Raw genomic sequence first — 25,668 nt, forward strand, 5'->3', positions numbered from 1 at the left:
TTCGGCCTCGCGGCGGGCGCGTTCCTCGTCCTCGGCCTTCTGGCGCAGGGCCTCGGCGCGCTCACGCTCTTCGCGTTCCTTCGCCTCGAGTTCCTCGCGGCGGCGCTGGCGCTCTTCCTCGCGCTGGCGCTCTTCATCGGCGCGGCGCTTGGCGTCCTCGACTTCGCGCAGCTTGGCGGCGCGCAGGGCGGCGAGGCGGCGCTCCATCTCGGCATCGGAGATGCCGGCGGGGCGCTTCGCCGGGTCGCCGAGATGCGACGGCGAGCTCGTCGTGGTCGAAGACCCCGAGGCACCCGGCTTCGGAACGACCACGCGCTTGCGCTTCGTTTCGACCAGGACACTCTTTGTGCGGCCGTGGCTGAAGCTTTGCTTCACCTGGCCCGAACGCGAGCCGCCACCCAGGCCGAGGGGTTTCTTGCCGTCTGTATCGCTCATGCGTCTTTCGTATCCCTTCCGGCGGCCCTGCCGCCGATCTGCCCGCGAAGCCCGGCCAGTCTGGCCGCTTCATCCTGAACGCGCGTCGTGAGTCCACCAGCCGCGAGCGCGCCGTGTATCGCATGTTCACGGCCGAATGCCAAACCCAATTCCCGGGCGGTCAGACAGCCGATGAACGACCTTTTCCCTTCGGGCGGATGCAGCTTCGATTTGCCGCGTTCCGACCCGTCGCTGGCCTGGATGAGAACTTTCGCCTCGTCCTTCGACAGCCAGTCCTTCACCTTCTCGTATCCGGCAACCGCCTCTCCCGCCTTGCGAGCAAGCGAGATGAGATCGATCACCCGCCGGGCGAGCTGCGCCTCCACCAGATCGGCCAGCCCCTCCGGCACCTTCACCGGCTGGCGCGCGGCCCGGGCGAAAAGCCCCTTGGCCGCGGCCTTCTCGATCGCCTTGCGGTCGGCCGAGACATACATGCCCCGGCCCGGCAGGCGCCCGAGGATGTCGGGCACCACCTGGCTCTCGGGGCCGAGGCCGAAGCGCACGAGGCCCGCCTTGGGCCCGCTCTCACCTGTCGCGAGGCAGCGCCGTTCCGGCTCGTCCCGCATGTCGTCCCGGCCTCCGCGAGTCATCGCTTCTGCGAGGCTCAGGCCTCGCCCTCCGTCTCTTCTTCTTCCTCGGCTTCCGGCGCGAGTTCGGTCGGATCGACCCAGCCCAGCATGACGCGTGCGGTCATCACCAGATGCTGCGCTTCCTCGAGGCTCACGTCGAACTTCTCGAGGACGCCCTCGTCCTTCACCCGCTGCCCGTTGACCGTGGTCCAGCCGCCGGCCAGTTCCCAGTCCGCGCAGGTGGCGAAGTCTTCGAGCGTCTTGATGCCGTCCTTGGCGAGCGCCTCGAGCATCTGCGGGGTCAGCCCTTCGAAACTGGCGAGGGAATCCTCGAGCCCGAGGGCACGGGCGGATTCCAGGGCCTTGCGGTTGGCTTCTTCCAGATGGTCGCGGGCGCGGGCCTGAAGCTCGGCGGCCGTGTCCTCGTCGAACCCGTCGATGGAAAGGAGTTCCTCGGGATCGACGTAGGCGACTTCCTCAAGGTTCGTGAACCCTTCGGACACCAGTAGTTGGGCCATCATCTCGTCGATATCAAGGGTCTCCATGAAGAGATTCGTCCGCTCGGCGAACTCGGCCTGGCGGCGAGCCGATTCGTCGGCCTCGGTCATGATGTCGATGTCGAGGGCCGTCAGCTGGCTCGCGAGGCGCACGTTCTGGCCGCGGCGGCCGATGGCGAGCGAGAGCTGCTCGTCGGGCACCACCACCTCGATCTTGCCGGCTTCCTCGTCGATCACGACCTTGGACACTTCGGCCGGCTGCAGCGCGTTCACGAGGAACGTGGCCTGATCCTGGTTCCACGGGATGATGTCGATCTTCTCGCCCTGCAGCTCGTTCACGACGGCCTGCACGCGGCTGCCGCGCATACCGACGCAGGCGCCGACCGGGTCGATCGAATTGTCGTAGGAGATGACCGCGATCTTCGCGCGCGAGCCCGGATCGCGGGCCACGGCCTTGATCTCGATGATGCCGTCGTAGATCTCCGGCACTTCCATCTTGAAGAGCTCGGCCATGAACTGCGGGTCGGTGCGGCTGAGGAAGACCTGCGGGCCGCGGGCCTCGCGGCGGACGTCCTTGATATAGGCGCGGATGCGGTCGTTCGGGCGGTAGCTTTCGCGGCCGATCTTCTCGTTGCGGCGCAGGATGCCCTCGCCGCGGCCGATGTCGACGATGATGTTGCCGTATTCCTCGCGCTTGACCACGCCGTTGATGATCGTGCCCTTGCGGTCCTTGAACTCGTCGTACTGACGGTCGCGCTCGGCCTCGCGCACCTTCTGCAGGATGACCTGCTTGGCCGATTGCGCGGCGATCCGGCCGAGGTCCACCGGCGGCACCTCGTCGATGATCTCGTCGCCGATCTTGGGATCCGCGAGGTAGCTTTTCGCCTGCTTCACCGTCAGCTGGGCGTGGTGATTCTCGATCAGCTCGTCCTCGACCACGGTGCGGATGCGGGCGAAGGTGGCGCGGCCGGTCTTGCGGTCGATCTTCACCCGGATGTCGAGATCCGAGCCGTAGCGCGACTTGGCAGCCCGCGCGAGGCTCTCTTCCATCGCCTGGATCACCAGATCGGGATCGATCATCTTCTCCCGCGCGACCGCCTCGGCGGTTTGCAGCAGTTCAAGCTGGTTGGCAGAGGTGATTGCCATGGTCGTGCTCCCGGTAAACGGTCAGTGGCGGGTTGGTCAGTGCTTGGTGGGGGGCTGCTCGGCCTCGTCGGCCTCCTCGCCTTCCGATTCCTCGATCTCGTCGAACTGGCTCTCGTCGAAATTGCCCGACGCCTTCTTCTGGCGCAGCATCTCGGCGATCAGCTCCTCGGTGAGGATGAGCTTCGCATCGGCGAGCCAGTCGAACTTCAGCCCGATGGTCACATAGCTGTCGCGGCCGTCCTCGATGGTGATGAGAACCTCGTCCCCCTCGGTGCCCGCCAGCTCGCCCTTGAAGCGGCGGCGTCCGTCGATGAGTTCGGTGGTCTCGATCCGGGCCTCGTAGCCCGTCCAGACGTCGAAATCCTTCAGCCGGGTCAGCGGCCGGTCGATGCCCGGGCTCGAGACCTCGAGCGTGTAATTCTCTTCGATCGGATCTTCGACGTCCAGCACGGCGGAGACGGCGGTCGAGATCTCGGCGCATTCGTCGACGACGATGCCGCCGTCGGGCCGGTCGGCCATGATCTGCAGCGTGCGGGTCTTGCCGCTCATCAGCCGGAGGCGGACAAGCTCGAATCCCATGCCCTCGATCACCGGCGTCACGATGTCGGCGAGGCGGCGGTCGATGGCGGTCTTGGCGACGAGGTCGGACATGGGAACCCCCAAAACGAAAAAACGGGCCGAGCGGCCCGTTGCGATCATCGGTGGAGCCATCGGTTTTGGAAGCCGAGGCGCCGCTATGGAGAGGGCGTATAGGCCCATTCCGGCCGGGACGCAAGTCTGGAGTGCGGAGGCCGCGGAGGCAGGGCCTTGGGCGCGGTTGCGGCGGGCCGCCGGGGCGGGCATGGAAACCTTGCCGTCCGGCGGCCGAGCGGGGATAAGGTCGCATCCGGCATCGCTCCCCACATCGAGGATCCTCCATGAATTACGACGATCTGACCGCCCTCATCCGCCGTCTCGCGCTGGAGGCGGGCGACAGGATCATGGAGGTCTACAACGGCCCCGATTTCGAGGTGAAGGCGAAGTCCGATGCCAGCCCCGTGACCGAGGCCGACGAGGCCGCCGACCGGCTGATCTCGGCCGGCCTGCGCGCGGCCTATCCCGACATCCCGCTCATCACCGAGGAGCAGGCCGACTCGCACGGGCTCAGCGCCAGCACCTTTCTGATCGTCGATCCGCTCGACGGCACCAAGGAGTTCGTCCAGCGGCGCGGCGACTTCACCGTGAACATCGCCTATGTCGAGGAGGGGGTGCCGGTCCGCGGCGTCGTCTATGCCCCCGCAAAGGGACGCCTCTTCTACACCCAGGCGGACGGCACCGCCGTCGAGGAGACGGGCGCGCTCGACAAGACGAAGCCCGGCAACCTGCGCAGGCTCTCGGTCTCGAAGCCCGACAACGGCGCGCTGATGGTGGTGGCCTCGAAGTCGCACCGCGATCAGGCGACCGACGATTACATCGCGAAATATGCGGTGAAGGACATGACGAGCGCGGGCTCGAGCCTGAAGTTCTGCCTCGTGGCGACGGGGGAGGCCGACCTCTATCCGCGGCTCGGCCGCACGATGGAGTGGGACACGGCGGCGGGCGATGCGGTGCTGCGCGGCGCGGGCGGGGTGGTGGTGCGTTTCGACGATCACCAGCCGCTCGCCTACGGCAAGTCCGGCTGGGACAACCCCTTCTTCATCGCCCATGCGCCGGGCGTGACGCTCAAGTCCTGACCGCCCACGTCCTCCCCGTCCCCATCCGGAAGTGCCCATGTCCGTCCTGATCGCCATCCCCGCCCGCTACGCCTCGACCCGCTACCCGGGCAAGCCGCTCGTCACGCTCCGCGATCCGGACGGCACCGAGAAGACCCTGATCCGCCGCAGCTGGGAGGCGGCGATGGCGGTGCGCGGCATCGACCGCGTGGTGGTCGCGACCGACGACGACCGCATCCGCACCGCGGCCGAGGCGTTCGGCGCCGAGGTGGTCATGACCTCTCCCGACTGTCGCAACGGCACCGAACGCTGCGCCGAGGTGGCGGCGGCGCTGCCGGGCTACGAGATCGTGGTGAACCTGCAGGGCGACGCCCCGCTCACGCCCTCGTGGTTCATCGAAGAGCTGGTGGCGGGCCTGCGCGAGGATCCTTCGGCGGAAGTGGCGACGCCGGTGCTGCGCTGCGACGGGCGCGCGTTGAACGGCTTTCTGACCGACCGGCGCGCGGGCCGCGTCGGCGGCACGACCGCCGTCTTCGGCGCCACGCGCCACGCGCTCTATTTCTCGAAGGAAGTGATCCCCTACACCGGCCGGGCCTATGGCGATGCCGAGGAGACGCCGGTCTTCCATCATGTCGGCGTCTATGCCTACCGGCCCGCCGCGCTGGCGGCCTATCCCTCCTGGCCCATCGGCCCGCTGGAAGAGCTGGAGGGGCTCGAGCAGCTCCGCTTCCTCGAGAATGGCCGGTCGGTGCTCTGCGTCGAGGTCGAGGCCCGCGGCCGTCAGTTCTGGGAGCTCAACAACCCCGAGGATGTGGTGCGGATCGAGGCCATGCTGGCCGAGATGCAGCGCGGCTGAGGCTCCTCCGGCCGGCAGGGGTGCGGCCCGCGGCATCATGCCGCATCCCTTCTGCGAAGGTTACGGGCGCCGGGGATCGTGCATGGAACGGGGCGCCCGATGAAGGCGTTCCGCTTCGATCCTGCCGAAGGGCGGGCGGCAGAAGGCCGACTTGCCCCGACGCATGTCGGGATGAAGCAACGGCCATTTCAGCTGTCTGAACCTCTGCTTGCCGCCGGTTTTCCGCGCTCCGTCCGGCACCGAAAGGCGAGATTCTTATCCACAGGAGGGAACTTTTCCTACCGGCACCAAATTGCCGACATGTTGCTGCGATAGGGTGCGGCGAGTTCCAACTCCGTGTAGTTTGCACGGAGCCTGCGGATCAGGGCAGGCGAACCAGAGTGAGAGCTATGACAACAAACAAGGTTACCAAGGCCGTATTTCCCGTCGCAGGACTGGGCACGCGCTTTCTGCCGGCGACCAAGTCGATCCCGAAAGAGATCATGACGCTGGTCGACCGCCCCCTGATCCAATATGCGATCGATGAGGCCCGGGCGGCCGGCATCAAGGAATTCATTTTCGTCACCTCGCGCGGCAAGAGCGCGCTCGAGGATTATTTCGACAATGCGCCCGAACTCGAAGCGGCGCTGAAGAAGCCCGGCAAGGAGCATCTGCTCGACGTGCTGGAAAGCACCAACATGGAAAGCGGCGCCATCGCCTATGTCCGCCAGCACAAGGCGCTGGGCCTCGGCCATGCGGTCTGGTGCGCGCGCCGCCTGATCGGCGACGAGCCCTTCGCGGTGATGCTGCCCGACGACGTGATCGCGGCCGAGAAGCCCTGCCTGCAGCAGATGGTGGAGGCCTACGAACAGACCGGCGGCAACATGGTGGCCGCGATGGAAGTGCCGCCCGAGAAAGCCTCGGCCTATGGCGTGCTCTCGGTCGCCGAGGACATGGGCTCGATCGTCAAGGTCAATGGCATGGTCGAGAAGCCGAAGGAAAATCCGCCGTCCAACCTCGCCGTGATCGGGCGCTACATCCTGACGCCGCAGGTTCTGAACAACCTGAACCGCAAGAAGGAAGGCGCCGGGGGCGAGATCCAGCTGACCGATGCGATCGCCGAAGAGATCGACGATTCGGGCAAGGTCTACGGCTTCCGCTTCCGCGGCCAGCGCTACGACTGCGGATCGAAGGCCGGCTTCCTGCAGGCGACCGTGGCCTTCGGCCTCGCCCGCCCCGAGCTGCGGGAAGAGTTCTCGGGCTATCTGCACGACATGATGGCTCTGGAGAAGGCGGCGCAATAACCGCCCGACACGCGCATTCCGGCCCCCGGCCCGGCGTTCCTGACGCGCCGCCCGGGGGCCGTTTTCATTTCTGGATGCGGTCGGGCTCGCCGGCAGCGCGGTCGGCGACACGGCCTCTCCGCCTGCCGCTCTATCGGCCTGACCGGGTAGGGCCGTGTCATCGGTTGGCCGCGAGGGGTCCCAAGCGCAGCTGCGCCTGAAGCGCCGGACTTCCGGGTCGGACCGGCATCGAGCTGGGCCACGTCCAGACCCGCTCAGACGTGCAGACAGGGGGGGCCGCTCGCCCCTTGGGCTTGGCCGCTCCGGCACGTCCATCCGACAGGGGTCGCAGGACGCAACGGTGATCTCGCGCGCAAAACCAGAGGATGCGATGAAAATGGGCGGCACGGGGCCGCCCCAAGACCGTTCAGGCGGCTTGCGGGGCGCGGGTCTCGGTGAGGATCGCGTGCAGCTTGGCCGGGTCGGTGTTCGACCGGAGCTTGGTGCAGACGCCCGAGTCGCGCATGGTGCGCGAGACGAGCGCCAGAGCCTTCAGGTGATCGACGCCCGAATCCTTGGGCGCGAACAGCGCGAAGACCAGATCCACCGGCTGGCGGTCGACGCTGTCATAGTCGAGCGGTTTCTCGAGGCGCAGGAACACCCCCACGATCCGGTCGAGATCTTCGAGCCGGGCATGGGGCAGGGCGATGCCATGCCCGACGCCGGTCGGCCCCAGGCTCTCGCGCTCCTGCAGGCCGTCGATGGCCACCGACGCATTCAGAGCGTAGGCCTGCGCGGCGACCTCTCCCAGTTCCTGGAAGAGGCGCTTCTTGCTCGTGACCTGGCTCAGAACCCGAACGGCTCCTGGCATCAGAAGTTTGGATAGTTCCATGGGCGGTCGCTTGTCCTGCGCCTCGGGCGCGCGCTATTTGCTGTTGCGCGGGTCGATCCAGCCGATGTTCCCGTCATCCCGACGGTAGACGACGTTCACCCCGCCATGACCTTCATTGCGGAAGACAAGCATGTTCTGGCCGGCGAGTTCCAGCTGCATGACGGCTTCGCCCACGGTGATCGAAGGAACCTTCGTCTCCATCTCGGCGATCACCATCGGCTGCAGGCTGTCGGCGCCTCCATCCTCGGCTTCCTCGGATGCGGCGAGGATATAGGAGGAACCCGGACCGAATTCAACCGGGGCCGTCCTGTCGCGGTGATGGTCGCGGAGACGGCGCTTGTAGCGACGGAGCTGCTTGTCCATCTTTTCACGGCAGCTCTCGAAGGCGGCGTAGATTTCGGTCGCGCGGCCGGTCGCCTGGGCCGTCAGACCGGTCGACAGATGGATCGTGGCTTCGCAGACATGTTCATGCGCAACGCGCGAAAAGACGATCGTCGCCTCGGTGGGGCGCTGGGCATACTTCTCGATCACCTCGCCAAGTTCGGATTTGACGTGAGTCTGAAGCGCTTCACCGATGTCGATCTGTTTCCCGCTGATCTGGTATCGCATGATTCCTCCTTTTGACTCGGCAAGGCCAGTCCGCCCCGAACCGGGGTGCCCGCCGACTGTTATTGCGGACGCGGGCAAACGTCGGGATCCACGGGGCCTGGCCGGAAAGCGGGGCCTGAGCGGATCGGCGGCGAGGGCGGGTTCTGCACGCATCAGGGTCATTTGGCTGCTTTTGGCGCGCGCTTGTCAACAGCAAGCTCACGCCCTTTGCCTGACCCGAAAGCATCAGGAGATGCGGAAGTTCTGACCCAGATAGCCCCGCCTCACCATTTCGTCGCGGACTACCTCTTCCGTAGTGCCGCTCTTGAGAACGGTGCCGTCGTGAAGGATGTAGGCCCTGTCCACAATTTCAAGCGTTTCCCGCACGTTGTGGTCGGTGATGAGGACGCCGATGCCCCGGCTCTTGAGGTCGTGCACCAGCCCGCGAATCTCGCCCACCGCGATCGGATCGACCCCCGCGAAGGGTTCGTCGAGCAGCAGGTAGCGCGGATCTGCGGCAAGACACCGCGCAATCTCCACCCGGCGCCGCTCGCCGCCCGAGAGGGCGAGGGCGGGCGTCCGCCGCAGGTGCGCGATCGAGAATTCGCCGAGCAGCTCCTCGAGCCGTTCGCGCCGGGTGTGCGGGTCCTTCTCGGTGATCTCGAGGACGGCAAGGATGTTGTCCTCGACCGACAGGCCGCGGAAGATCGAGACCTCCTGCGGCAGGTAGCCGATCCCCATCCGGGCGCGGCGATACATGGGCAGGGCGGTGACGTCGCGGCCCTCGATCATGACCTGCCCGCCCTCGGGGCTGACGAGGCCCGCGATGGCATAGAAGCAGGTCGTCTTGCCCGAGCCGTTGGGGCCGAGCAGGGCCACGACCTCGCCGCGGTCGAGATGCATCGTGACGTCGCGGATCACGGGGCGGCGCTTGTAGCTCTTGCGGAGCCCCACGACCTGCAGGCCCGACCCGCCACGGGTCACGACGAATTCCGATTTCACGTTCATGGCGCCTTGCCCGGCTGGAAGACGGTCTGCACGCGCCCCTCCATCCGGCCGGTGCCGGCGGTCAGGTCGATGACGAGCTTCTGACCGGCCAGCGTGTTCGGCCCCTGCGTGAGCAGCACGTCGCCCGTCATGACGACCTCGCCGCTCTCGATCGTGTAGACGGCTTCCTTCGCCTCGGCGGCCTCGCTGCCATTGGCGAGCGTGACGCCGCCCGAGGCATGGAGACTGCGGATCGCGCCGCCCCCGGGGGCATATTCGACCCGCACCGACTGAGCGCCGAGCCGCATCGGCCCCTGCGCGACGCGGACATCGCCCGAAAAGACGGCCGTCCCGTCCGACTGGTTCACCTGAAGCTGGTCCGATCCGATCTCGACCGGAAGCGTGGTGTCCTGCTTGAGCCCGCCTCCGAAGGCGACCTCGGCCCCTTGCGCGTGCGCTGCCATGGGCAGCCAGAGCGCGGCCGCCGCCGCCATCAGGATCGTCCTCATCTCTCGCCTCGACATCGCGTCCATCACTTCTTCGGATCGTATATCAGCTTCACGCGATTCCCGAAGGTCAGCACATAGCTGCCGGCGGCTTCGGGATCCTCGGTCAGGCGCATCGAGCCGGCCTCGATCCGGCCGAGCGGGCCGGTGGCGTCGAGCGCGCTGTCGGAGCGCACGTCGGTCGCATCGAGATCGGCGGTCACCGCCTCGGTCGTCAGATGGTAGCCGGTGGAGGTGGTCACTTCCACCCCGCCCCCCAGCCGCAGGAGCCGCGCATCGCTGTCGAGCGCGCCGGTCTCGGCCGCCAATGTGGCGCTTGCGCCGTCGGGCGTGTCGATCCGGGCGCGAAGGGCCGCCGCCCGGCCCTCCTCGCCCGGCGCCTGGCCCGGACGGGCCGCGGCGGCCTCGACGCTCAGCGCCGCACCGTCGCTGGTGATCCCGGCCCAGGTGGGCGCGGTGATCCGCGGCTCGCGGACCCGGTCGGCCACATCCACATCGGCATAGGGAATCGCGTCGTCGGGATCGATCGTCCGTGCCACGAGGAACAGCGTCGACAGGATCGCCAGCGCCGCCAGCGGCAGGACGACCTTCAACCAGGCGACCAGCCGCGAATGAAGGTTGTCGGGCCGCCGGGGCGCCATGGCTCAGGCCACTCCGGCGCGGAGGCAGTCGTGAATATGGATCAGCCCCTCCGCCGCGCCCGATCCTTCGGGCTCGACCACGAAGAGCGAGGTGATCTTGCGGGCGTTCATCATCGCCACCGCCTTCTCGGCCAGAGCGTCGGGGGCGATGGTGAGGGGCTTGCGCGTCATCACATCCTCGACGGAGAGCGACAGAAGACCCTCGAGATGACGGCGGAGGTCGCCGTCGGTGATGATTCCCTCGAGCCGCCCGTCGGGTCCGGTGACGCCGAGGACGCCGAATCCGAGGCGGCTCATGGTGATGAGGGCCTCGCCCATTGAGGTGCCCACCGAAACCAGCGGCAGGTTGCGGTGCATGAGATCGGCCACGCGCGCGAGCCGCGCCCCGAGCTTTCCGCCTGGATGGAAGACGCGGAAATGCTCGGGCGTGAACTGGCGGTGCTCCATAAGCGCCACGGCCAGCGCATCGCCCAAGGCCAGCGTCATAGTGGTCGAGGAGGTGGGCACGATGCCATTGCCGCAGGCCTCGGGGGCGGGCGGCAGCAGCAGGGCCACGTCGGACTGACGCAGCAGCGTGGACTGGGCGCGGCTCGCGACGCCGATCAGCGGAATGTCGAAGCGCCGCGTATGGGCGATGATGTCGGCCAGCTCGGGCGTCTCGCCCGAATTCGACAGCACCAGCGCCACATCGTCCCGCGTGACCATGCCGAGGTCGCCGTGGCTGGCCTCGGCCGGATGGACGAACTGCGCGGGCGTGCCGGTCGAGGCGAGGGTCGCCGTGATCTTGCGCCCGATATGGCCGGACTTGCCCATGCCCGAGACGATCACGCGCCCGCGGGCGCGCAGGATCGTATCGACCGCAGCGCCGAAACTGTCGTCGAGGCTCGCGCCCAGCATCGTGAGGGCCGCGGTCTCGGCCTCGATCACCCGCCGGGCGGTCGCGAGAAAGTCAGTGGTGGAAGATGTCATTCGGTTCGTCCCAGCCCATGAGGTCGAGCTCTGCCCGCGTGGGAAGGAAATCGAAACAGCGTTGCGCCAGTTCCATCCGATCCTCGCGCAGCAGCCGCGACTCCAGCTCGTCCTTGAGCCGGTGCAGATGGAGCACGTCCGAGGCGGCATATTCCTTCTGGGCGTCCGTCAGCTCGGCCGCGCCCCAGTCGGAGGTCTGCTGCTGCTTGGAGACGTCCACGCCGACCAGTTCGAGCAACAGATATTTCAGCCCGTGCCGATCGGTGAAGGTGCGCACCATCCTCGAGGCGATCTTGGTGCACCAGACGGGTTCGGTGCGCACGCCGAAGGCGCGCTTCAGGGCGGCGATGTCGAACCGGCCGAAATGGAACAGCTTCAGCACCTGCGGGTCGGTCAGAAGACGCTCGAGATTGGGAGCGCGGGTCTGCCCCCGCTCGATCTGCACCAGATGCGCATCGCCGTCGCCCGCCGAGAGCTGAACGACGCACAGCCGGTCGCGCCGCGGGTCGAGGCCCATGGTCTCGGTGTCGATGGCCACGACCGGGCCGAGGACGAGACCGTCCGGCAAGTCGTTGCGGTGCAGATGGATTGTCACTGCCTGATCCTTCGAATTGGCACGAAGGATCGATGGTGCCCAGGAGAGGACTCGAACCTCCACGCCTTGCGGCACACGGACCTGAACCGTGCGCGTCTACCAATTCCGCCACCTGGGCAGGTGTCGTGAGGGGCGATTTATATGGGGGATTCGGCGGTGTCAACGGGGTGTCACGAAAAAAGGCGAAGCTCATTGGCGCTTGTTCCGCAGCCCCTCTAAAGTTATGGGAAGGGGCAATCTTTGATGACCATGCCGGACGAGGACGGAAGATGAGCAAGCTTGTGACGATCTACGGCGGGTCGGGCTTCGTGGGACGTTACATCGCCCGCCGGATGGCCCAGGAAGGCTGGCGCGTGCGCGTGGGCGTCCGCCGTCCGAACGAGGCGCTGTTCGTCAAGCCCTACGGTGTCGTGGGCCAGGTGGAGCCTGTCTTCTGCAACATCCGCGACGATGCCTCGGTGCGCGCCGTCATGCACGGGGCGGACGCGGTGGTGAACTGCGTGGGGATCCTCGCCGAAAGCGGCAAGAACCGGTTCCAGTCGGTGCAGGCCGAAGGCGCGGCCCGCGTGGCGCGGATCGCCGCCGCCGAGGGCGTGCAGGCGCTGGTGCAGCTGTCGGCCATCGGCGCCGATGCGCAGTCTCCGAGCGCCTACGGCCGCACCAAGGCTGCGGGCGAGGCCGCCGTGCGCGAGGCCTTCCCGCAAGCGGTGATCCTGCGTCCGTCGGTGATCTTCGGGCCCGAAGACGATTTCTTCAACCGCTTCGCGCAGATGACGCGCTTCAGCCCGGTGCTTCCGGTCGTGGGGGGCTCCACGAAGTTCCAGCCGGTCTTCGTCGATGACGTGGCGCAGGCGGCGGTGGCCGGCGTGCTCGGCCGTGCGGCGCCGGGCACCTACGAACTCGGCGGCCCGGATGTCGAGACCTTCCGCGACCTGATGAAGATGCTTCTGCGCGTAGTCGAGCGGCGCAAGATGATCGTGAACGTGCCCTTCTGGGTCGCGAACCTGATCGGCGGCGCGCTGGATCTGGCGCAGACGGCGACCTTCGGGCTTCTGGCCAACAAGACCCTGACCCGCGATCAGGTGCGCAACCTCCGCCGCGACAATATCGTGGCCCCCGACGCCAAGGGCCTCGCCGATCTCGGCATCTCGCCCACCGCGATGGAGGCCGTGCTGCCGGAATATCTCTGGAGCTTCCGGCCCTCGGGGCAGTATGCCTCGATCAAGGCTTCGGCGCGGAACCTGCGCAAGACCTGAGCCGAGTCCCGGACCGAACAAGACGGAGCGATCATGCTGGACTCGACGACTCTGGTCGCTCTTGTTCTGGGACTGCTGGAAGGCCTGACAGAATTCATCCCCGTCTCCTCGACCGGGCACCTTCTGCTGGCCGGGCATTTCCTCGGATTCGAAAGCGCGGGGCGCAGCTTCGAGGTGGTGATCCAGCTCGGCGCGGTGCTGGCGGTGCTGACGGTCTATGCCGCCAAGCTCGTCTCGGTGATCCGGGCCGCGCCGCACGACCCGAGGGCCTTCCGGTTCCTCGTGGCGGTGCTGGTGGCCTTCCTGCCTGCCGTGGTGATCGGCGTGCTCGCGCACGGCTTCATCAAGACGGTGCTGTTCGAGACGCCCATCCTCATCGCGGTCATGCTGATCCTCGGGGGGATCGTGCTGCTCTTCGTCGACCGCATGGCGCCGGCGCCCCGCTACGACGATGCGATGGACCTGCCGCTGAATGTGGCGCTGAAGATCGGCTTCATCCAGTGTCTCGCCATGGTGCCGGGCGTGTCCCGCTCGGGCGCGACCATCGTCGGCGGGCTGATGCTGGGCGCAGGCAAGCGTGCGGCGGCGGAATTCTCCTTCTTCCTCTCCATGCCCACGATGGCCGGCGCCTTCGCCTTCGACCTCTTCAAGAACCGCGACGTGTTGGACGCTTCGGCTCTGGGCGAGATTGCGGTAGGCTTCGCGGCAGCCTTCGTGGCGGCGGTTCTCGTGGTGCGCTGGCTGCTCGGCTATGTGAGCCGTCATGGCTACGCGCTGTTCGGCTGGTGGCGAATCGTGGTCGGAACGGCGGCTTTGGTAGCCTTGCTGGCAGGCCATTGAGGGGGTAGGTCAGTTGAGTTGACCTAAAAACTGCGGAAATTGCGCGGCGTCGGGGCCGCGCCGGCGAAAAATCGACAAATAGGTCAGCCTTGCTGACTTTTATGCCTGCCGGACCTGGAGTAACACGACCGCACCCCGCAGTCGGCCTCGAGGGAGGGCTCCGCATGGCAAAAGAACCGATGCTCCAGTTCGTCAAGATGGCGAGGGAGACCCCCGAGAAACGTCCGGCTTCGCTGCGTTCTCAGGATTTTCACGAGATCTACCGCGAGTTCGCCGCGGCCAAGGCCGCCGAGCAATCGAGCCGGTGCAGCCAGTGCGGCGTGCCCTTCTGCCAGTCGCACTGCCCGCTGCACAACAACATTCCCGACTGGCTGCGCCTGACCGCGACGGGCCGGCTTCAGGAAGCTTACGAGATCAGCCAGGCCACCAACACCTTCCCCGAGATCTGCGGCCGGATCTGCCCGCAGGACCGCCTCTGCGAGGGGAACTGCGTGATCGAGCAGTCGGGCCACGGCACTGTCACCATCGGCGCGGTCGAGAAATACATCACCGACACCGCCTGGGAAAACGGCTGGGTCGTTCCGGGCAAGCCCGCCTACGAGCGGTCGGAATCGGTGGGCATCATCGGGGCGGGCCCGGGCGGCCTCGCCGCGGCCGACGCGCTGCGCCGTGCGGGCCTTCAGGTGACGGTCTATGACCGCTACGACCGTGCGGGCGGCCTGCTGACCTACGGCATCCCCGGCTTCAAGCTCGAGAAGGACGTGGTCGCGCGCCGTGTCGAGCAGCTCGAACAGGCCGGTGTCCAGTTCGTGCTGAACTGCAACGTGGGCGAGGATCTGAGCTTCGACGCGATCCGCGGCCAGCACGATGCGGTGCTGATCGCGACGGGCGTCTACAAGCAGCGCGATCTCGCGGCCCCCGGCGTGGGCTCGGCGGGCGTGGTGCAGGCGCTGTCCTACCTCACCGCCTCGAACCGCCGCAGCTTCGGCGACGAGGTGGACGATGACGGCCTCGATGCCAAGGGCAAGCGCGTCGTGGTGATCGGCGGCGGCGACACGGCCATGGACTGCGTGCGCACCGCGATCCGGCAGGGCGCCACCAGCGTGAAGTGCCTCTACCGCCGCGACCGGGCCAACATGCCTGGCTCGCAGCGCGAGGTGGCCAATGCCGAGGAGGAGGGCGTGGAATTCGTCTGGCTCTCGGCGCCGCGCGGCTTCATTGCGGGCGATGCGGTCGAGGGCGTGATCGTGCAGAAGATGCGGCTCGGCGAGCCGGATGCGACGGGGCGGCAGATGCCCGAGATCATCGAGGGCGCCGACTATGTCGAGCCTGCCGATCTCGCGATCATGGCGCTCGGCTTCGAGCCCGAGGATCTGCCGACGCTCTGGGGCGTGCCCGAACTGGCCGTGACCCGCTGGGGCACGATCAAGGCCGACTTCCGCACCCATGCCACGAGCCTTCCCGGCGTCTATGCCGTGGGCGACATCGTGCGGGGCGCGAGCCTCGTCGTCTGGGCGATCCGCGACGGCCGCGATGCGGCGCAGTCGATCCTCGACTATCTGGCGCAGCCGGCCGTCGTCGCGGCCGAATAGCGCCTCTGCGCGATGCGACCGCCCGGAAGGTCCCGGGCGGCCGGTGCGGGCCGGGCCTCTGGGGGCCGGGCGCGAGGTGATGGGACCATGGGCATGACTCTTCTGACGAAGATCCTGGCGGGAGGGCTCGCGCTGATCGCGGCCGCGCCCGCTTTCGGCTCGGGGCGGACCTTCACGCCGCCCGAGGGCTGCACCGCCTTTCTCACCGTGCAGTCGCGCGGCTGCCGCGTCTCGCACCACTACCGCTGCGACAAGGATCCGGCGGGCGACCAGTGGCGCGTGGATTTCGATCAGGAGGGCATCTTCTTCTCGTCCCACATCGACCGCGAGGCGCAGTGGGTCGAGAGCTACGAGATGTTTCCGACCGTGCGGCAGGCGCTCGACCCGAACCCGGCCGATCCGGCCTCCTTCACCGAGCTTCTGGGCGGGGCGGACAGCTATGACTTCGGCCTGACCCGCAGCACGGGCGAGCGGAGCCGCGTGACCGGCTACGACCGGCTGACCGGCAAGAGCTTCACCATCGACGGGATCGTGCTTCAGGAAACGGAGTTCGAATTCACCGAGACGAGCATCGGTGGCACCGTCCTGCGGCAGGCGCACGGGCACGAATATATCCATCCCGAATGGCGTCTCTTCTTCGCCGGCCCGACCCGGTGGAGCGACGGCACGGGGGGCACGCTGCCCGTGGACGGCAGCCCCGTCGATTTCGTCTTCCCGGGCGAGCCGGGCTTTCTTGCAACCGAGCCGATCTTCGACTGCGACGCGATCCTGTCGCAGGCGCCCGGGGACGGCCTCATCCTGAAGGTGCGCCATGACCGCTGACCGGACCGGACATTGCCTCTGTGGCGGGGTGCAGATCGCCGTGGCGACCGTCTCGCACGAGATCGGCGCCTGCCATTGCGAGATGTGCCGCCGCTGGACCGGCTCGGCCTTCGTCACGATGATGGTGCCCGAGGCCGCCCTGACCGTGACCGGCGCCGAACATGTGAAAGCCTATGCCTCGTCGGCCTGGGCCGAACGCTGCTTCTGCGGCACCTGCGGCTCGACGCTCTGGTATCGGCTGACCGGGCCGGGGATGCCGCGCGATTACTACATGGCGGCGGGGCTTCTGGATGACCTGAACGGCATCCGCCTCGCCCACGAGATCTACATCGACCGCAAGCCCGACGCCTGGAGCTTCGCCGGTCCGACCCACCAGATGACGGAAGCCGAGTTTCTCGCCACGCTTCCAGCCAGCCCAGAGGAGTGAGCCATGACGATCTATGATGAAGCCTGGGTGAAAGCCGAAGAGGCGAAGCGGGCCTGGCTGGATGCGAACGGACTCTACAAGGCCGACGACGAGCATGCCTCCTGCGGCGTGGGCCTCGTCGTTTCGATCTCGGGCACGCCGTCGCGGAAGGTCGTCGAGAACGGCATCGCCGCGCTGAAGGCCGTCTGGCACCGGGGCGCGGTCGATGCCGACGGCAAGACCGGCGACGGCGCGGGCATCCATGTCCAGATCCCGGTCAAGTTCTTCTACGACCAGATCCGCCGCACCGGGCACGAGCCCGACATGCACAAGCTCGTGGCCGTGGGCCAGGTCTTCCTGCCGCGCACGGATCTCTCGGGCCAGGAACGCTGCCGGACCATCGTCGAGTCCGAAGTGCTGCGCATGGGCCATTACATCTACGGCTGGCGCCATGTGCCGGTGGACACCTCCGTCCTCGGCGAGAAGGCCAATGCCACGCGCCCCGAGATCGAACAGATCCTGATCCGCTGCGAGAAGGACATCGACGACGAACAGTTCGAGCGCGAGCTCTACATCATCCGCCGCCGGATCGAGAAGGCGGCGCAGGCGGGGGCGATCCAGGGGCTCTACCTCTGCTCGCTGTCGTGCCGGTCGATCATCTACAAGGGCATGATGCTGGCCGAGCAGGTCGCCACCTTCTATCCCGACCTGCAGGACGAGCGGTTCGAAAGCTCGTTCGCGATCTACCACCAGCGCTATTCCACCAACACCTTCCCGCAATGGTGGCTGGCGCAGCCCTTCCGCATGCTCGCCCACAACGGCGAGATCAACACGCTGAAGGGCAACATCAACTGGATGAAGAGCCACGAGATCCGCATGGCCTCCTCGGCCTTCGGGGATGCGGCCGAGGACATCAAGCCGATCGTCCCGCAGGGCTCGTCCGACTCGGGCGCGCTGGATGCCGTGTTCGAGGTCATGGTGCGCTCGGGCCGCTCGGCGCCGATGGTCAAGACCATGATGGTGCCGGAAGCCTGGTCGAAGACCACGACCGACATGCCGAAGGCCTGGGCGGACATGTATGCCTATTGCAACGCGGTGATGGAGCCCTGGGACGGGCCCGCCGCGCTTGCCATGACCGACGGCCGCTGGGTCTGCGGCGGGCTCGACCGCAACGGCCTGCGCCCCATGCGCTATGTGGTGACGGGTGACGGGATGCTCATCGCGGGCTCGGAAGCCGGCATGGTGCCGGTGGACGAGATGAACGTGCGCGAGAAGGGCGCGCTCGGGCCGGGCCAGCTCATCGCGGTCGACATGGCCGAGGGCAAGCTCTACCACGACGCCGAGCTCAAGGACACGCTGGCCGCCTCGCAGCCCTTCGGCGACTGGATCGAGAAGGTCGTGGACCTGAACGCGATCCTCGCCGACGTGCCCGAGCAGCGCATGTTCACGCCGGCCGAGCTGCGCAAGCGCCAGATCGCGGCAGGCTTCTCGGTCGAGGAGATCGAGCAGGTGCTCGTGCCGATGGCCGAGGACGGCAAGGAGATGATCGCCTCGATGGGCGATGACACGCCGCCCGCGGTGCTCTCGTCGGTCTACCGGCCGCTCAGCCACTTCTTCCGGCAGAACTTCAGCCAGGTCACGAACCCGCCCATCGACTCGCTCCGCGAGAGCCGGGTGATGAGCCTCAAGACCCGGTTCGGCAACCTCAAGAACGTGCTCGACGAACATTCGAGCCAGACCGAGATCCTGATCCTCGAGAGCCCCTTCGTCGCGAACTCCGAGTTCGAGACGATGCTGTCGCAGTTCGGCACCAACGTGGCGACCATCGACTGCACCTTCCCGGCCGACCATCACCACGATGCGCTGCGCCACGGGCTCGAGCGGATCCGGGCCGAGGCCGAGGATGCGGTGCGCTCGGGTGCGGCCCATATCGTGCTGACCGACCAGAACCAGGGCCCCGAGGCGGTGCCGATGCCGATGATCCTCGCGACCTCGGCGGTCCATTCCTGGCTGACGCGCAAGGGGCTGCGGACCTTCACCTCGATCAATGTGCGCTCGGCCGAGTGCATCGACCCGCATTATTTCGCGGTGCTGATCGGCTGCGGCGCCACCACGGTGAACGCCTATCTGGCGCAGGACACGATCGCCGACCGCATCGAGCGCGGCCTCCTGGACGGCAGCCTGAACGACGCGATGCGCCGCTACCGCGACGCGATCAACGCGGGGCTTCTGAAGATCATGTCGAAGATGGGGATCTCGGTGATCTCCTCCTATCGCGGCGGCCTGAACTTCGAGGCCGTGGGTCTCTCGCGGGCGATGGTGGCGGAATATTTCCCCGGCATGCACAGCCGCATCTCGGGGATCGGCACCTCGGGCATCCAGCACAAGCTGGAGCAGATCCACGCCAAGGGCTGGCTCGGCGGGTCCGACGTGCTGCCCATCGGCGGCTTCTACAAGGCGCGGCGCTCGGGCGAGAAACACGCCTGGGAAGCCTCGACCATGCACATGCTGCAGCAGGCCTGCGACCGGGCCAGCTACGACATCTGGAAGCAGTTCCCGCCCCCGCGGCGGGCCACCCCGCCGATCCATCTGCGCGACCTTCTGGACATCAAGACGCTCGGCCGTCCGGTGCCCATCGAGGAGGTCGAATCGATCACCTCGATCCGCAAGCGGTTCGTGACGCCGGGCATGTCGCTGGGCGCGCTCTCGCCCGAGGCGCACAAGACGCTGAACATCGCCATGAACCGGATCGGCGCCAAGTCCGACTCGGGCGAAGGCGGTGAGGATCCGGCGCATTTCGTGCCGGAGCCCAACGGCGACAACCCCTCGGCCAAGATCAAGCAGGTGGCCTCGGGCCGCTTCGGCGTGACGGCGGAATATCTGAACGCCTGCGAAGAGCTCGAGATCAAGGTGGCGCAGGGCGCGAAGCCGGGCGAGGGCGGCCAGCTTCCGGGCATGAAGGTGACCGAGCTCATCGCGCGGCTCCGGCATTCGACGCCGGGCGTCACGCTGATCTCGCCGCCGCCGCACCACGACATCTACTCGATCGAAGACCTCGCGCAGCTGATCTATGACCTGAAGCAGATCAACCCGCGCGCCAAGGTGACGGTCAAGCTGGTGGCGGCCTCGGGCGTGGGCACGATCGCGGCGGGCGTGGCCAAGGCCAAGGCCGACGTGATCCTGATCTCGGGCCACAACGGCGGCACCGGGGCCTCGCCCGGCACCTCGATCAAATATGCGGGCCTGCCGTGGGAGATGGGCCTGACCGAGGCGCATCAGGTTCTGGCGATGAACAACCTGCGCGACCGGGTGACGCTGCGCACGGACGGCGGCCTCAGGACGGGCCGCGACATCGTCATGGCCGCGATGATGGGGGCCGAGGAATATGGCATCGGCACCGCCGCGCTGATCGCCATGGGCTGCATCATGGTGCGCCAGTGCCAGTCGAACACCTGCCCGGTGGGCGTCTGCACCCAGGACAAGAAGCTGCGCGAGAAGTTCACCGGCTCGGCGGACAAGGTGGTGAACCTCATCACCTTCTATGCCCAGGAAGTGCGCGAGATCCTCGCCTCCATCGGCGCCCGCTCGATGGACGAGATCATCGGCCGCGCCGACCTGCTGACCCAGGTCAGCCGGGGGGCCGCGCATCTCGACGACCTCGACCTCAACCCGCTCCTCATCACCGTGGACGGGTCGAACCGCATCACCTACGACCGGTCGAAGCCGCGCAATGCGGTGCCGGACACGCTCGATGCCGAGATCGTCAAGGATGGCGCGCGCTTCTTCGAGGATGGCGAGAAGATGCAGCTCTCCTATGCGGTGCGGAACACGCACCGCACCATCGGCACGCGCGCCTCGAGCCATATCGTGCGGAAATACGGGATGCGGAACAACCTGCAGCCCGACCATCTGACGGTGAAGCTGACGGGCTCCTGCGGGCAGTCCCTGGGCGCCTTCGCGGCCAAGGGGCTGAAGATCGAGGTCGCGGGCGATGCCAACGACTATGTGGCCAAGGGCCTGTCGGGCGGCACCATCGTGGTCCATCCGCAGATGGAAAGCCCGCTCGTCGCGGCCGAGAACACGATCATCGGCAACACCGTGCTCTATGGTGCGACCGACGGCTTCCTGTTTGCCGCCGGCCGCGCGGGCGAGCGGTTCGCGGTGCGGAACTCGGGCGCCAAGGTGGTGGTCGAGGGCTGCGGCTCGAACGGCTGCGAATATATGACCGGCGGCGTTGCGGTGATCCTCGGGCGGATCGGCGCGAACTTCGGCGCGGGCATGACCGGGGGCATGGCCTACCTCTACGACCCTTCGGGCGTGGCAGAGGATTTCATGAACCTCGAGACGCTCGTGACCTGCGCGGTCGGCCATCCGCACTGGGAGGCGCAGCTGAAGGGCCTGATCGAGCGCCATGTGCGTGAGACGGGCAGCCGCCACGCCGGGCGCATCCTGAACGACTGGGAGACCGAGCGGGCGAACTTCCTGCAGGTCTGCCCGAAGGAGATGCTGGTGCATCTGCCCTTCCCGCTGTCCGACGAGCCGCAGGCCGTCCCGGCGGAGTGAAGAGACGGAGAGGGGGGCTGAGGCCCCCCTTTTCTGTTTACGTGCCACGGCATCCTCTGCCCGGCGGTCCGCCGTCGCGCCGGAGGAGCCTGTCTTTCGCCCTATCGCCCGAGGGCGGTCGCGCTGTCCGAGCGGAGCCGCGCCGACAGCGAGGAAGGCGTTCATGGCGCTGCCGTCCGAGCGGGGCCGCGACCCATCGCAGCGCTGTTCTGGGTGGGCGGAAGTTCGCTTGACCCGTGGGGCCCGTTCGTGTCCAAGGTCGGCCCATGACCGCGCGCAAGACGACCCGTCGCAAGGCCGCCCCGCCTCCGCCCGAGCCCGAGGCGCCGCCCGCTCCTCCGCTGCGGCGCCGCCTGCGGCGCTGGGCGCTGACGGGCGCCGGCTGGGGGGTGGTCACGGCCATCCTGCTCGTGCTGTTCTTCGGCCTCGTGAACCCGCCCACCACGCCCTACATGATGAGCGAGAGCCTCCGCCTCGGCTCCGTCGATCACGAATGGGCGGACTGGGACGAGATCGCGCCCGTGGTGGCGCGTTCGGTGGTGGCGGCGGAGGATGCGAATTTCTGCCTGCACTGGGGCTTCGACATGACCGCCATCCGGGCCGCCATCGATGCGGGCGGCAACCGGGGCGCCTCGACCCTGTCGCAGCAGGTGACGAAGAATGTCTTCCTCTGGCAGGGCCGCAGCTGGCCGCGCAAGGCGCTCGAGGCGATGATGACGCCGCTCGTCGAGACGATCTGGACCAAGCGGCGGATCCTCGAAGTCTATCTGAACGTGGCGGAATTCGACGAGGGGGTGTTCGGGATCCGCGCCGCCTCGGAACATTATTTCGGCGTCGAACCGGCCCGGCTCACCGCGCAGCAGGCGGCGCGTCTGGCGGCCGTCCTGCCCGATCCCAAGGTGCGCTCGGCGGCCAGCCCGGGGCCGGTGGTGCGCCGGAGATCGGCCGCGATCCTCGATGGCGCGAACACCATCCGGCGCGACGGCCGGGCGGCCTGCTTCGAGTAGCGGGCCCGAGCGGGATTGCATCCCGGCGCCCTTCACGGCATTGAAGGGGGGCTCCCGGCCTCCGAAAGATGACATTTGCGATGAACCGTCTCTATCACGTTCCGCTGTCCCCCTTCTGCCGCAAGGTGCGACTCACGCTTGCCGAGAAGAAGATCGAGGTGGAGCTGGTCGAGGAGCGCTTCTGGGATCCCTCTCCCGATTTCCTGCGCCGCAACCCGGCCGGCAAGGTGCCGGTGCTCCGGATGGAGAGCAGGGTCCTATCGGAGAGTCAGGCGATCTGCGAATATGTCGAGGAGACCGTGCCTGCGCCGCCGCTCATGCCGCGCGACGTGGACGGACGGTTCGAGGTGCGGAGACTCTGCGCCTGGTTCGACGACAAGTTCCACAACGAGGTGACCTCGAAGCTGCTCTACGAGCGGGTGAACAAGAAGCTGATGGGGCAGGGCTATCCGGATTCGAAGAACGTGAAGTTCGGCTCGAACCGGATCAAGTATCACCTCGATTACATGGCCTGGCTTCTGGACCAGCGGCGGTGGCTGGCGGGCGATGTCATGACGCTCGCCGATTTCACCGCCGCGGCGCATCTGTCCTGCCTCGACTATATCTCGGATGTGGACTGGAACCGGCACGCGGTGGTCAAGGACTGGTATGCCAAGATCAAGTCGCGCCCGGCGTTCCGGCCGCTGCTGGCCGATCAGGTGCCGGGCTTCCCGCAGCCCGCCCATTATGCGGATCTGGATTTCTGAGCGGAAGCCGGGCGGGGGGCTTCACGCCCCCCGCGCCCCCCGTGGGATATTTGAGCCAGAATGAAAGCCGATGAGACGCTGAGGGAGCGCCTGGAGGCGCGTGCGCGGGCGGAAGGCTTCGCGCGCCTCGGCATCTGTGCCCCCGACGCGGCACCGGAGACGGCGGGGCGCCTGCGCGCGTTTCTCGCCGCCGGGCGGCAGGGGCAGATGGGCTGGATGGAGGAGCGCGAGGCCTGGCGCGGCTCGGCTGCGGCGCTCTGGCCCGAGGCGCGCTCGATCATCATGCTGGCCGAGCTCTACACGCCGGAGGAGGATCCGCGGCAGGTGCTGGAGGCGCGCGGGCACGGGGCGGTCTCGGTCTATGCGCAGGGCAGGGATTACCACGATCTCGTCAAGAAGCGGCTGAAGCGGCTCGGGCGCTGGCTGGGGGCGGAGGCCGGGTGCGAGATCAAGGTCTTCGTCGACACGGCGCCGGTGATGGAGAAGCCGCTGGCGCAGGCCGCCGGGCTGGGCTGGCAGGGCAAGCACACCAACCTCCTGAGCCGCGAGCTGGGCAACTGGTTCTTTCTCGGCGCCATCTTCACGACGCTCGAGCTGCCGCGCGACGCGCCCGGGCGCGAGCATTGCGGTTCCTGCCGGGCCTGCCTCGACGCCTGTCCCACCGGGGCCTTCCCGGCGCCGTTCCAGCTCGATGCGCGGCGCTGCATCTCCTATCTGACCATCGAGCACCGCGGCCCGGTCGAGGAAGAGCTGCGGGGCCGGATGGGCAACCGGATCTACGGCTGCGACGATTGCCTTGCGGCCTGCCCGTGGAACAAGTTCGCGCAGGCGGCCTCGGAGATCGGCTATGCGGCGCGGGTGGGGGCGCCGCCCCTCGAGGAGCTGGCGGGACTGGACGAGGCCGGCTTCCGGGCGCGCTTTTCGGGCAGCCCGATCAAGCGCATCGGGCGCGACCGGTTCCTGCGCAACGTGCTCTATGCCATCGGCAATTCGGGCGATCGGCGGCTACGGGCGGCGGCCGCGCCGCATGTGGACGACCCCGATGGGGCGGTGGCGGATGCGGCGCGCTGGGCGCTGGCGCGGCTGGACGAAAATTCGCCACAGTGAGGAGCCATATCCGTGGCGTGAGGTGCCGATGCCCGTTCTGAGTCTTCCCGCCGCCCTGGCGATCTATCTCCTGTTCGCGAACCTTCTCACCTGGTTCGCCTTCCGCCTCGACAAGCGGCGCGCCGCGTCGGGCGGCTGGCGCTTTCCCGAAGCCAATCTGCTCGCGCTCAGCGCGGCGGGGGGCTGGATCGGGGCGAAGATCGCGCAGCGCCAGTTTCGCCACAAGACGCGCAAGCAGCCTTTTGCCCGCCTTCTCAACGTCATCGTGGCCAGCTGGATCGCGCTGGGCACGGCGCTTGCCCTTGGCGCGCAGGAGCCGCTGGCGGCCCGCGCGACGGCGGCGCTCGCCGGTCTTGCGGGGCCGGGATCGCTGTTTGCGCCGGGCGAGGCGCCGCGCCGATTGCCGCACCGCTTCGGTCCGGGCTCGGAACCTTAGGCGGAACGCTTGGTTGGAGGGCCGTCCTGGCCTATGCTGGGGCGGTCTGGAAACTGAAGGAGGACAGACATGAGCCGTCACCTCGCTGACAAGCGCACCCCTTCGGACGGCGGACGGGTGAAGAACTTCCTGCGGCTGGCCCGCCATCCGCGGTCCATCTGGCACCGCGAGGAGGCCCGGCCCGCGGGCAACCGCCGGGTGCTCGAGTTCCTGCGCATCGCGCGGGGCCGCGAGGCCTGATCGAAGGCTGAAGACGAGGGTCGGGGGCGTGCCTGCGGGTGCGCCCTTCTGATGGCGGGCGCGCCCGAGGCGCGCCCTGTCCGGTCAGGCGCGGACGAGCTTTTCGTAATCGGTCGCGATCTCGCGGGTGAGGGCGCCCACCTCGAAGCTGTAGTCGCCGATCTGGCCGACCGGGGTGACCTCGGCCGCGGTGCCGGTCAGCCAGCACTGCTCGAACCCTTCGAGCTCCGAGGCCTCGATGTAGCGCTCATGCACCTTGATGCCCTTGTCGCGCAGCATCCCGATCACCGTCTGGCGGGTGATCCCGTTCAGGATCGCATCCGGGAGCGGTGTGTGAACCTCGCCGTCCTTCACGAAGAAGATGTTGGCGCCGGTCGCTTCGGCGACATAGCCGCGGTAGTCGAACATCATCGCGTCCGAGCAGCCCTTCGCCTCGGCCGCATGCTTCGACATGGTGCAGATCATGTAGAGGCCCGACGCCTTGGCCGCCGAGGGGATCGTCTCGGGCGAGGGCCGCTTCCACTTCGAGATGTCGAGCCTGGCGCCCTTGAACTTGGCGTCGCCGTAGTAGTTGCCCCAGGACCAGACCGCGACGGCCACGCGGATCGGGTTGCGGGACGAGGCGACACCCATGTCCTCGCCGGCGCCGCGCCAGGCGAGGGCCCGGACATAGGCGTCGGTCAGGCCGTTGGCCTCGAGCGTGGCCTTCTTCGCCGCCTCGATCTCCTCGACCGTGTAGGGCAGCGGCATGTCCAGCAGCTCGCCCGACCGGCGCAGCCGCTCGGAATGTTCCACCGACTTGAAGATCTTGCCGTTGTAGCAGCGCTCGCCTTCGAAGACGGACGAGGCGTAGTGCAGGGCGTGGGTCAGGATATGCACCTTCGCCTCGCGCCACTCCACCAGCTTGCCGTCCATCCAGATCTTGCCGTCGCGATCGTCATATCCTGCCATGTCACCCTCCTGCGCGTAGGCGCTTTGCA

The 25,668-nt window shown here is 67.7% G+C and carries 26 protein-coding genes and 1 tRNA gene; 14 read left to right on the forward strand and 13 right to left on the reverse strand.

What is annotated here, in order from left to right; all coding sequences use genetic code 11:
- From A9O63_RS04805 to rimP, 4 genes are all read right to left on the reverse strand, one after another.
- Positions 1-435: translation initiation factor IF-2 associated domain-containing protein (locus A9O63_RS04805; RefSeq protein ID WP_205631820.1), on the reverse strand; the 435-nt coding region annotated here is incomplete at its 3' end.
- On the reverse strand, positions 432-1,064 hold the full coding sequence (locus A9O63_RS04810; protein WP_011338757.1) for an RNA-binding protein: 633 nt from the start codon (positions 1,062-1,064) through the stop codon (positions 432-434). The genes A9O63_RS04805 and A9O63_RS04810, both read right to left, overlap by 4 nt.
- 14 nt (positions 1,065-1,078) lie before the next feature.
- Positions 1,079-2,686 carry a transcription termination factor NusA gene (gene nusA / locus A9O63_RS04815; RefSeq protein ID WP_069330906.1) on the reverse strand — a complete coding sequence of 536 codons (1,608 nt, stop codon included), beginning with the start codon at positions 2,684-2,686 and terminating at the stop codon, positions 1,079-1,081.
- Between the two features lie 36 nt (positions 2,687-2,722).
- A complete protein-coding gene (gene rimP / locus A9O63_RS04820) occupies positions 2,723-3,337 on the reverse strand; it encodes a ribosome maturation factor RimP (RefSeq protein WP_069330907.1) in 615 nt (204 codons plus the stop codon).
- A 266-nt stretch (positions 3,338-3,603) separates the two neighbouring features.
- Between rimP and cysQ the strand changes: the two genes are divergently transcribed.
- The 3 genes from cysQ (at position 3,604) to galU (ending at position 6,516) form a co-directional block, all read left to right on the forward strand.
- Positions 3,604-4,398: a 3'(2'),5'-bisphosphate nucleotidase CysQ gene (gene cysQ / locus A9O63_RS04825; protein ID WP_069330908.1), complete on the forward strand. Its 795-nt coding sequence runs from the start codon at positions 3,604-3,606 to the stop codon at positions 4,396-4,398.
- A 37-nt stretch (positions 4,399-4,435) separates the two neighbouring features.
- A complete protein-coding gene (locus A9O63_RS04830) occupies positions 4,436-5,233 on the forward strand; it encodes a 3-deoxy-manno-octulosonate cytidylyltransferase (RefSeq protein WP_069330909.1) in 798 nt (265 codons plus the stop codon).
- Positions 5,234-5,622: 389 nt separating this feature from the next.
- Complete coding sequence (galU, locus tag A9O63_RS04835; protein ID WP_069330910.1) at positions 5,623-6,516, forward strand: UTP--glucose-1-phosphate uridylyltransferase GalU; 894 nt, start codon at positions 5,623-5,625, stop codon at positions 6,514-6,516.
- Positions 6,517-6,922: 406 nt separating this feature from the next.
- Here galU and A9O63_RS04840 read toward each other — a convergent pair whose 3' ends face one another.
- From A9O63_RS04840 to A9O63_RS04875, 8 genes are all read right to left on the reverse strand, one after another.
- A complete protein-coding gene (locus tag A9O63_RS04840) occupies positions 6,923-7,387 on the reverse strand; it encodes a PTS sugar transporter subunit IIA (RefSeq protein WP_069330911.1) in 465 nt (154 codons plus the stop codon).
- 33 nt (positions 7,388-7,420) lie between these two features.
- Positions 7,421-7,996, reverse strand: a complete 576-nt coding sequence (hpf, locus tag A9O63_RS04845; RefSeq protein WP_069330912.1) for a ribosome hibernation-promoting factor, HPF/YfiA family — start codon at positions 7,994-7,996, stop codon at positions 7,421-7,423.
- A gap of 225 nt (positions 7,997-8,221) precedes the next feature.
- Positions 8,222-8,983, reverse strand: coding sequence for an LPS export ABC transporter ATP-binding protein (lptB, locus tag A9O63_RS04850; protein ID WP_069330913.1), 762 nt, complete (start codon positions 8,981-8,983; stop codon positions 8,222-8,224).
- On the reverse strand, positions 8,980-9,471 hold the full coding sequence (locus A9O63_RS04855) for an LptA/OstA family protein (RefSeq protein ID WP_069330938.1): 492 nt from the start codon (positions 9,469-9,471) through the stop codon (positions 8,980-8,982). Before A9O63_RS04855 ends, lptB begins: the two co-directional genes overlap by 4 nt.
- Positions 9,472-9,494: 23 nt before the next feature.
- A complete protein-coding gene (gene lptC / locus A9O63_RS04860) occupies positions 9,495-10,109 on the reverse strand; it encodes an LPS export ABC transporter periplasmic protein LptC (RefSeq protein ID WP_069330914.1) in 615 nt (204 codons plus the stop codon).
- Between the two features lie 3 nt (positions 10,110-10,112).
- On the reverse strand, positions 10,113-11,078 hold the full coding sequence (locus A9O63_RS04865) for a KpsF/GutQ family sugar-phosphate isomerase (RefSeq protein ID WP_069330915.1): 966 nt from the start codon (positions 11,076-11,078) through the stop codon (positions 10,113-10,115).
- The gene (locus A9O63_RS04870; protein ID WP_069330916.1) at positions 11,059-11,673 is read right to left on the reverse strand and encodes a ribonuclease D; all 615 of its coding nucleotides are present in this window, start codon (positions 11,671-11,673) and stop codon (positions 11,059-11,061) included. Before A9O63_RS04870 ends, A9O63_RS04865 begins: the two co-directional genes overlap by 20 nt.
- 33 nt (positions 11,674-11,706) lie before the next feature.
- Positions 11,707-11,791: transfer RNA gene (locus A9O63_RS04875), tRNA-Leu, on the reverse strand.
- A 151-nt stretch (positions 11,792-11,942) separates the two neighbouring features.
- Between A9O63_RS04875 and A9O63_RS04880 the strand changes: the two genes are divergently transcribed.
- The 11 genes from A9O63_RS04880 to A9O63_RS21830 all read left to right on the forward strand — a co-directional run bounded on the left by A9O63_RS04880 (position 11,943) and on the right by A9O63_RS21830 (position 24,688).
- The gene (locus A9O63_RS04880) at positions 11,943-12,929 is read left to right on the forward strand and encodes a complex I NDUFA9 subunit family protein (RefSeq protein WP_069330917.1); all 987 of its coding nucleotides are present in this window, start codon (positions 11,943-11,945) and stop codon (positions 12,927-12,929) included.
- Between the two features lie 33 nt (positions 12,930-12,962).
- A complete protein-coding gene (locus tag A9O63_RS04885; RefSeq protein WP_084295620.1) occupies positions 12,963-13,769 on the forward strand; it encodes an undecaprenyl-diphosphate phosphatase in 807 nt (268 codons plus the stop codon).
- A gap of 164 nt (positions 13,770-13,933) precedes the next feature.
- Entirely contained in the window at positions 13,934-15,361 is a 1,428-nt protein-coding gene (locus A9O63_RS04890; protein WP_069330918.1) for an NAD(P)-dependent oxidoreductase, read from the forward strand.
- A gap of 87 nt (positions 15,362-15,448) precedes the next feature.
- Entirely contained in the window at positions 15,449-16,183 is a 735-nt protein-coding gene (locus tag A9O63_RS04895) for a hypothetical protein (RefSeq protein WP_069330919.1), read from the forward strand.
- Entirely contained in the window at positions 16,173-16,610 is a 438-nt protein-coding gene (locus tag A9O63_RS04900; RefSeq protein ID WP_069330920.1) for a GFA family protein, read from the forward strand. Before A9O63_RS04895 ends, A9O63_RS04900 begins: the two co-directional genes overlap by 11 nt.
- Positions 16,611-16,613: 3 nt before the next feature.
- Positions 16,614-21,152, forward strand: a complete 4,539-nt coding sequence (gene gltB / locus A9O63_RS04905; protein WP_069330921.1) for a glutamate synthase large subunit — start codon at positions 16,614-16,616, stop codon at positions 21,150-21,152.
- A gap of 266 nt (positions 21,153-21,418) precedes the next feature.
- Positions 21,419-22,159, forward strand: a complete 741-nt coding sequence (gene mtgA / locus A9O63_RS04910; RefSeq protein ID WP_069330922.1) for a monofunctional biosynthetic peptidoglycan transglycosylase — start codon at positions 21,419-21,421, stop codon at positions 22,157-22,159.
- A gap of 80 nt (positions 22,160-22,239) precedes the next feature.
- Positions 22,240-22,905 (forward strand): FtsZ-binding protein FzlA, encoded by a 666-nt coding sequence (gene fzlA / locus A9O63_RS04915; RefSeq protein WP_069330923.1) that lies wholly within the window; start codon positions 22,240-22,242, stop codon positions 22,903-22,905.
- Between the two features lie 60 nt (positions 22,906-22,965).
- Positions 22,966-24,012, forward strand: a complete 1,047-nt coding sequence (queG, locus tag A9O63_RS04920; RefSeq protein WP_069330924.1) for a tRNA epoxyqueuosine(34) reductase QueG — start codon at positions 22,966-22,968, stop codon at positions 24,010-24,012.
- A 28-nt stretch (positions 24,013-24,040) separates the two neighbouring features.
- On the forward strand, positions 24,041-24,448 hold the full coding sequence (locus A9O63_RS04925) for a DUF1294 domain-containing protein (RefSeq protein ID WP_069330925.1): 408 nt from the start codon (positions 24,041-24,043) through the stop codon (positions 24,446-24,448).
- Between the two features lie 69 nt (positions 24,449-24,517).
- On the forward strand, positions 24,518-24,688 hold the full coding sequence (locus tag A9O63_RS21830; RefSeq protein ID WP_002721563.1) for a hypothetical protein: 171 nt from the start codon (positions 24,518-24,520) through the stop codon (positions 24,686-24,688).
- A gap of 84 nt (positions 24,689-24,772) precedes the next feature.
- On the opposite strand, the gene A9O63_RS04930 is transcribed toward A9O63_RS21830, so the two are convergent.
- Entirely contained in the window at positions 24,773-25,639 is an 867-nt protein-coding gene (locus A9O63_RS04930) for a branched-chain amino acid aminotransferase (RefSeq protein WP_069330926.1), read from the reverse strand.
- Positions 25,640-25,668 lie beyond the last annotated feature (29 nt).

It is taken from the genome of Cereibacter johrii (assembly GCF_001720585.1).
Lineage (GTDB): Bacteria > Pseudomonadota > Alphaproteobacteria > Rhodobacterales > Rhodobacteraceae > Cereibacter_A > Cereibacter_A johrii.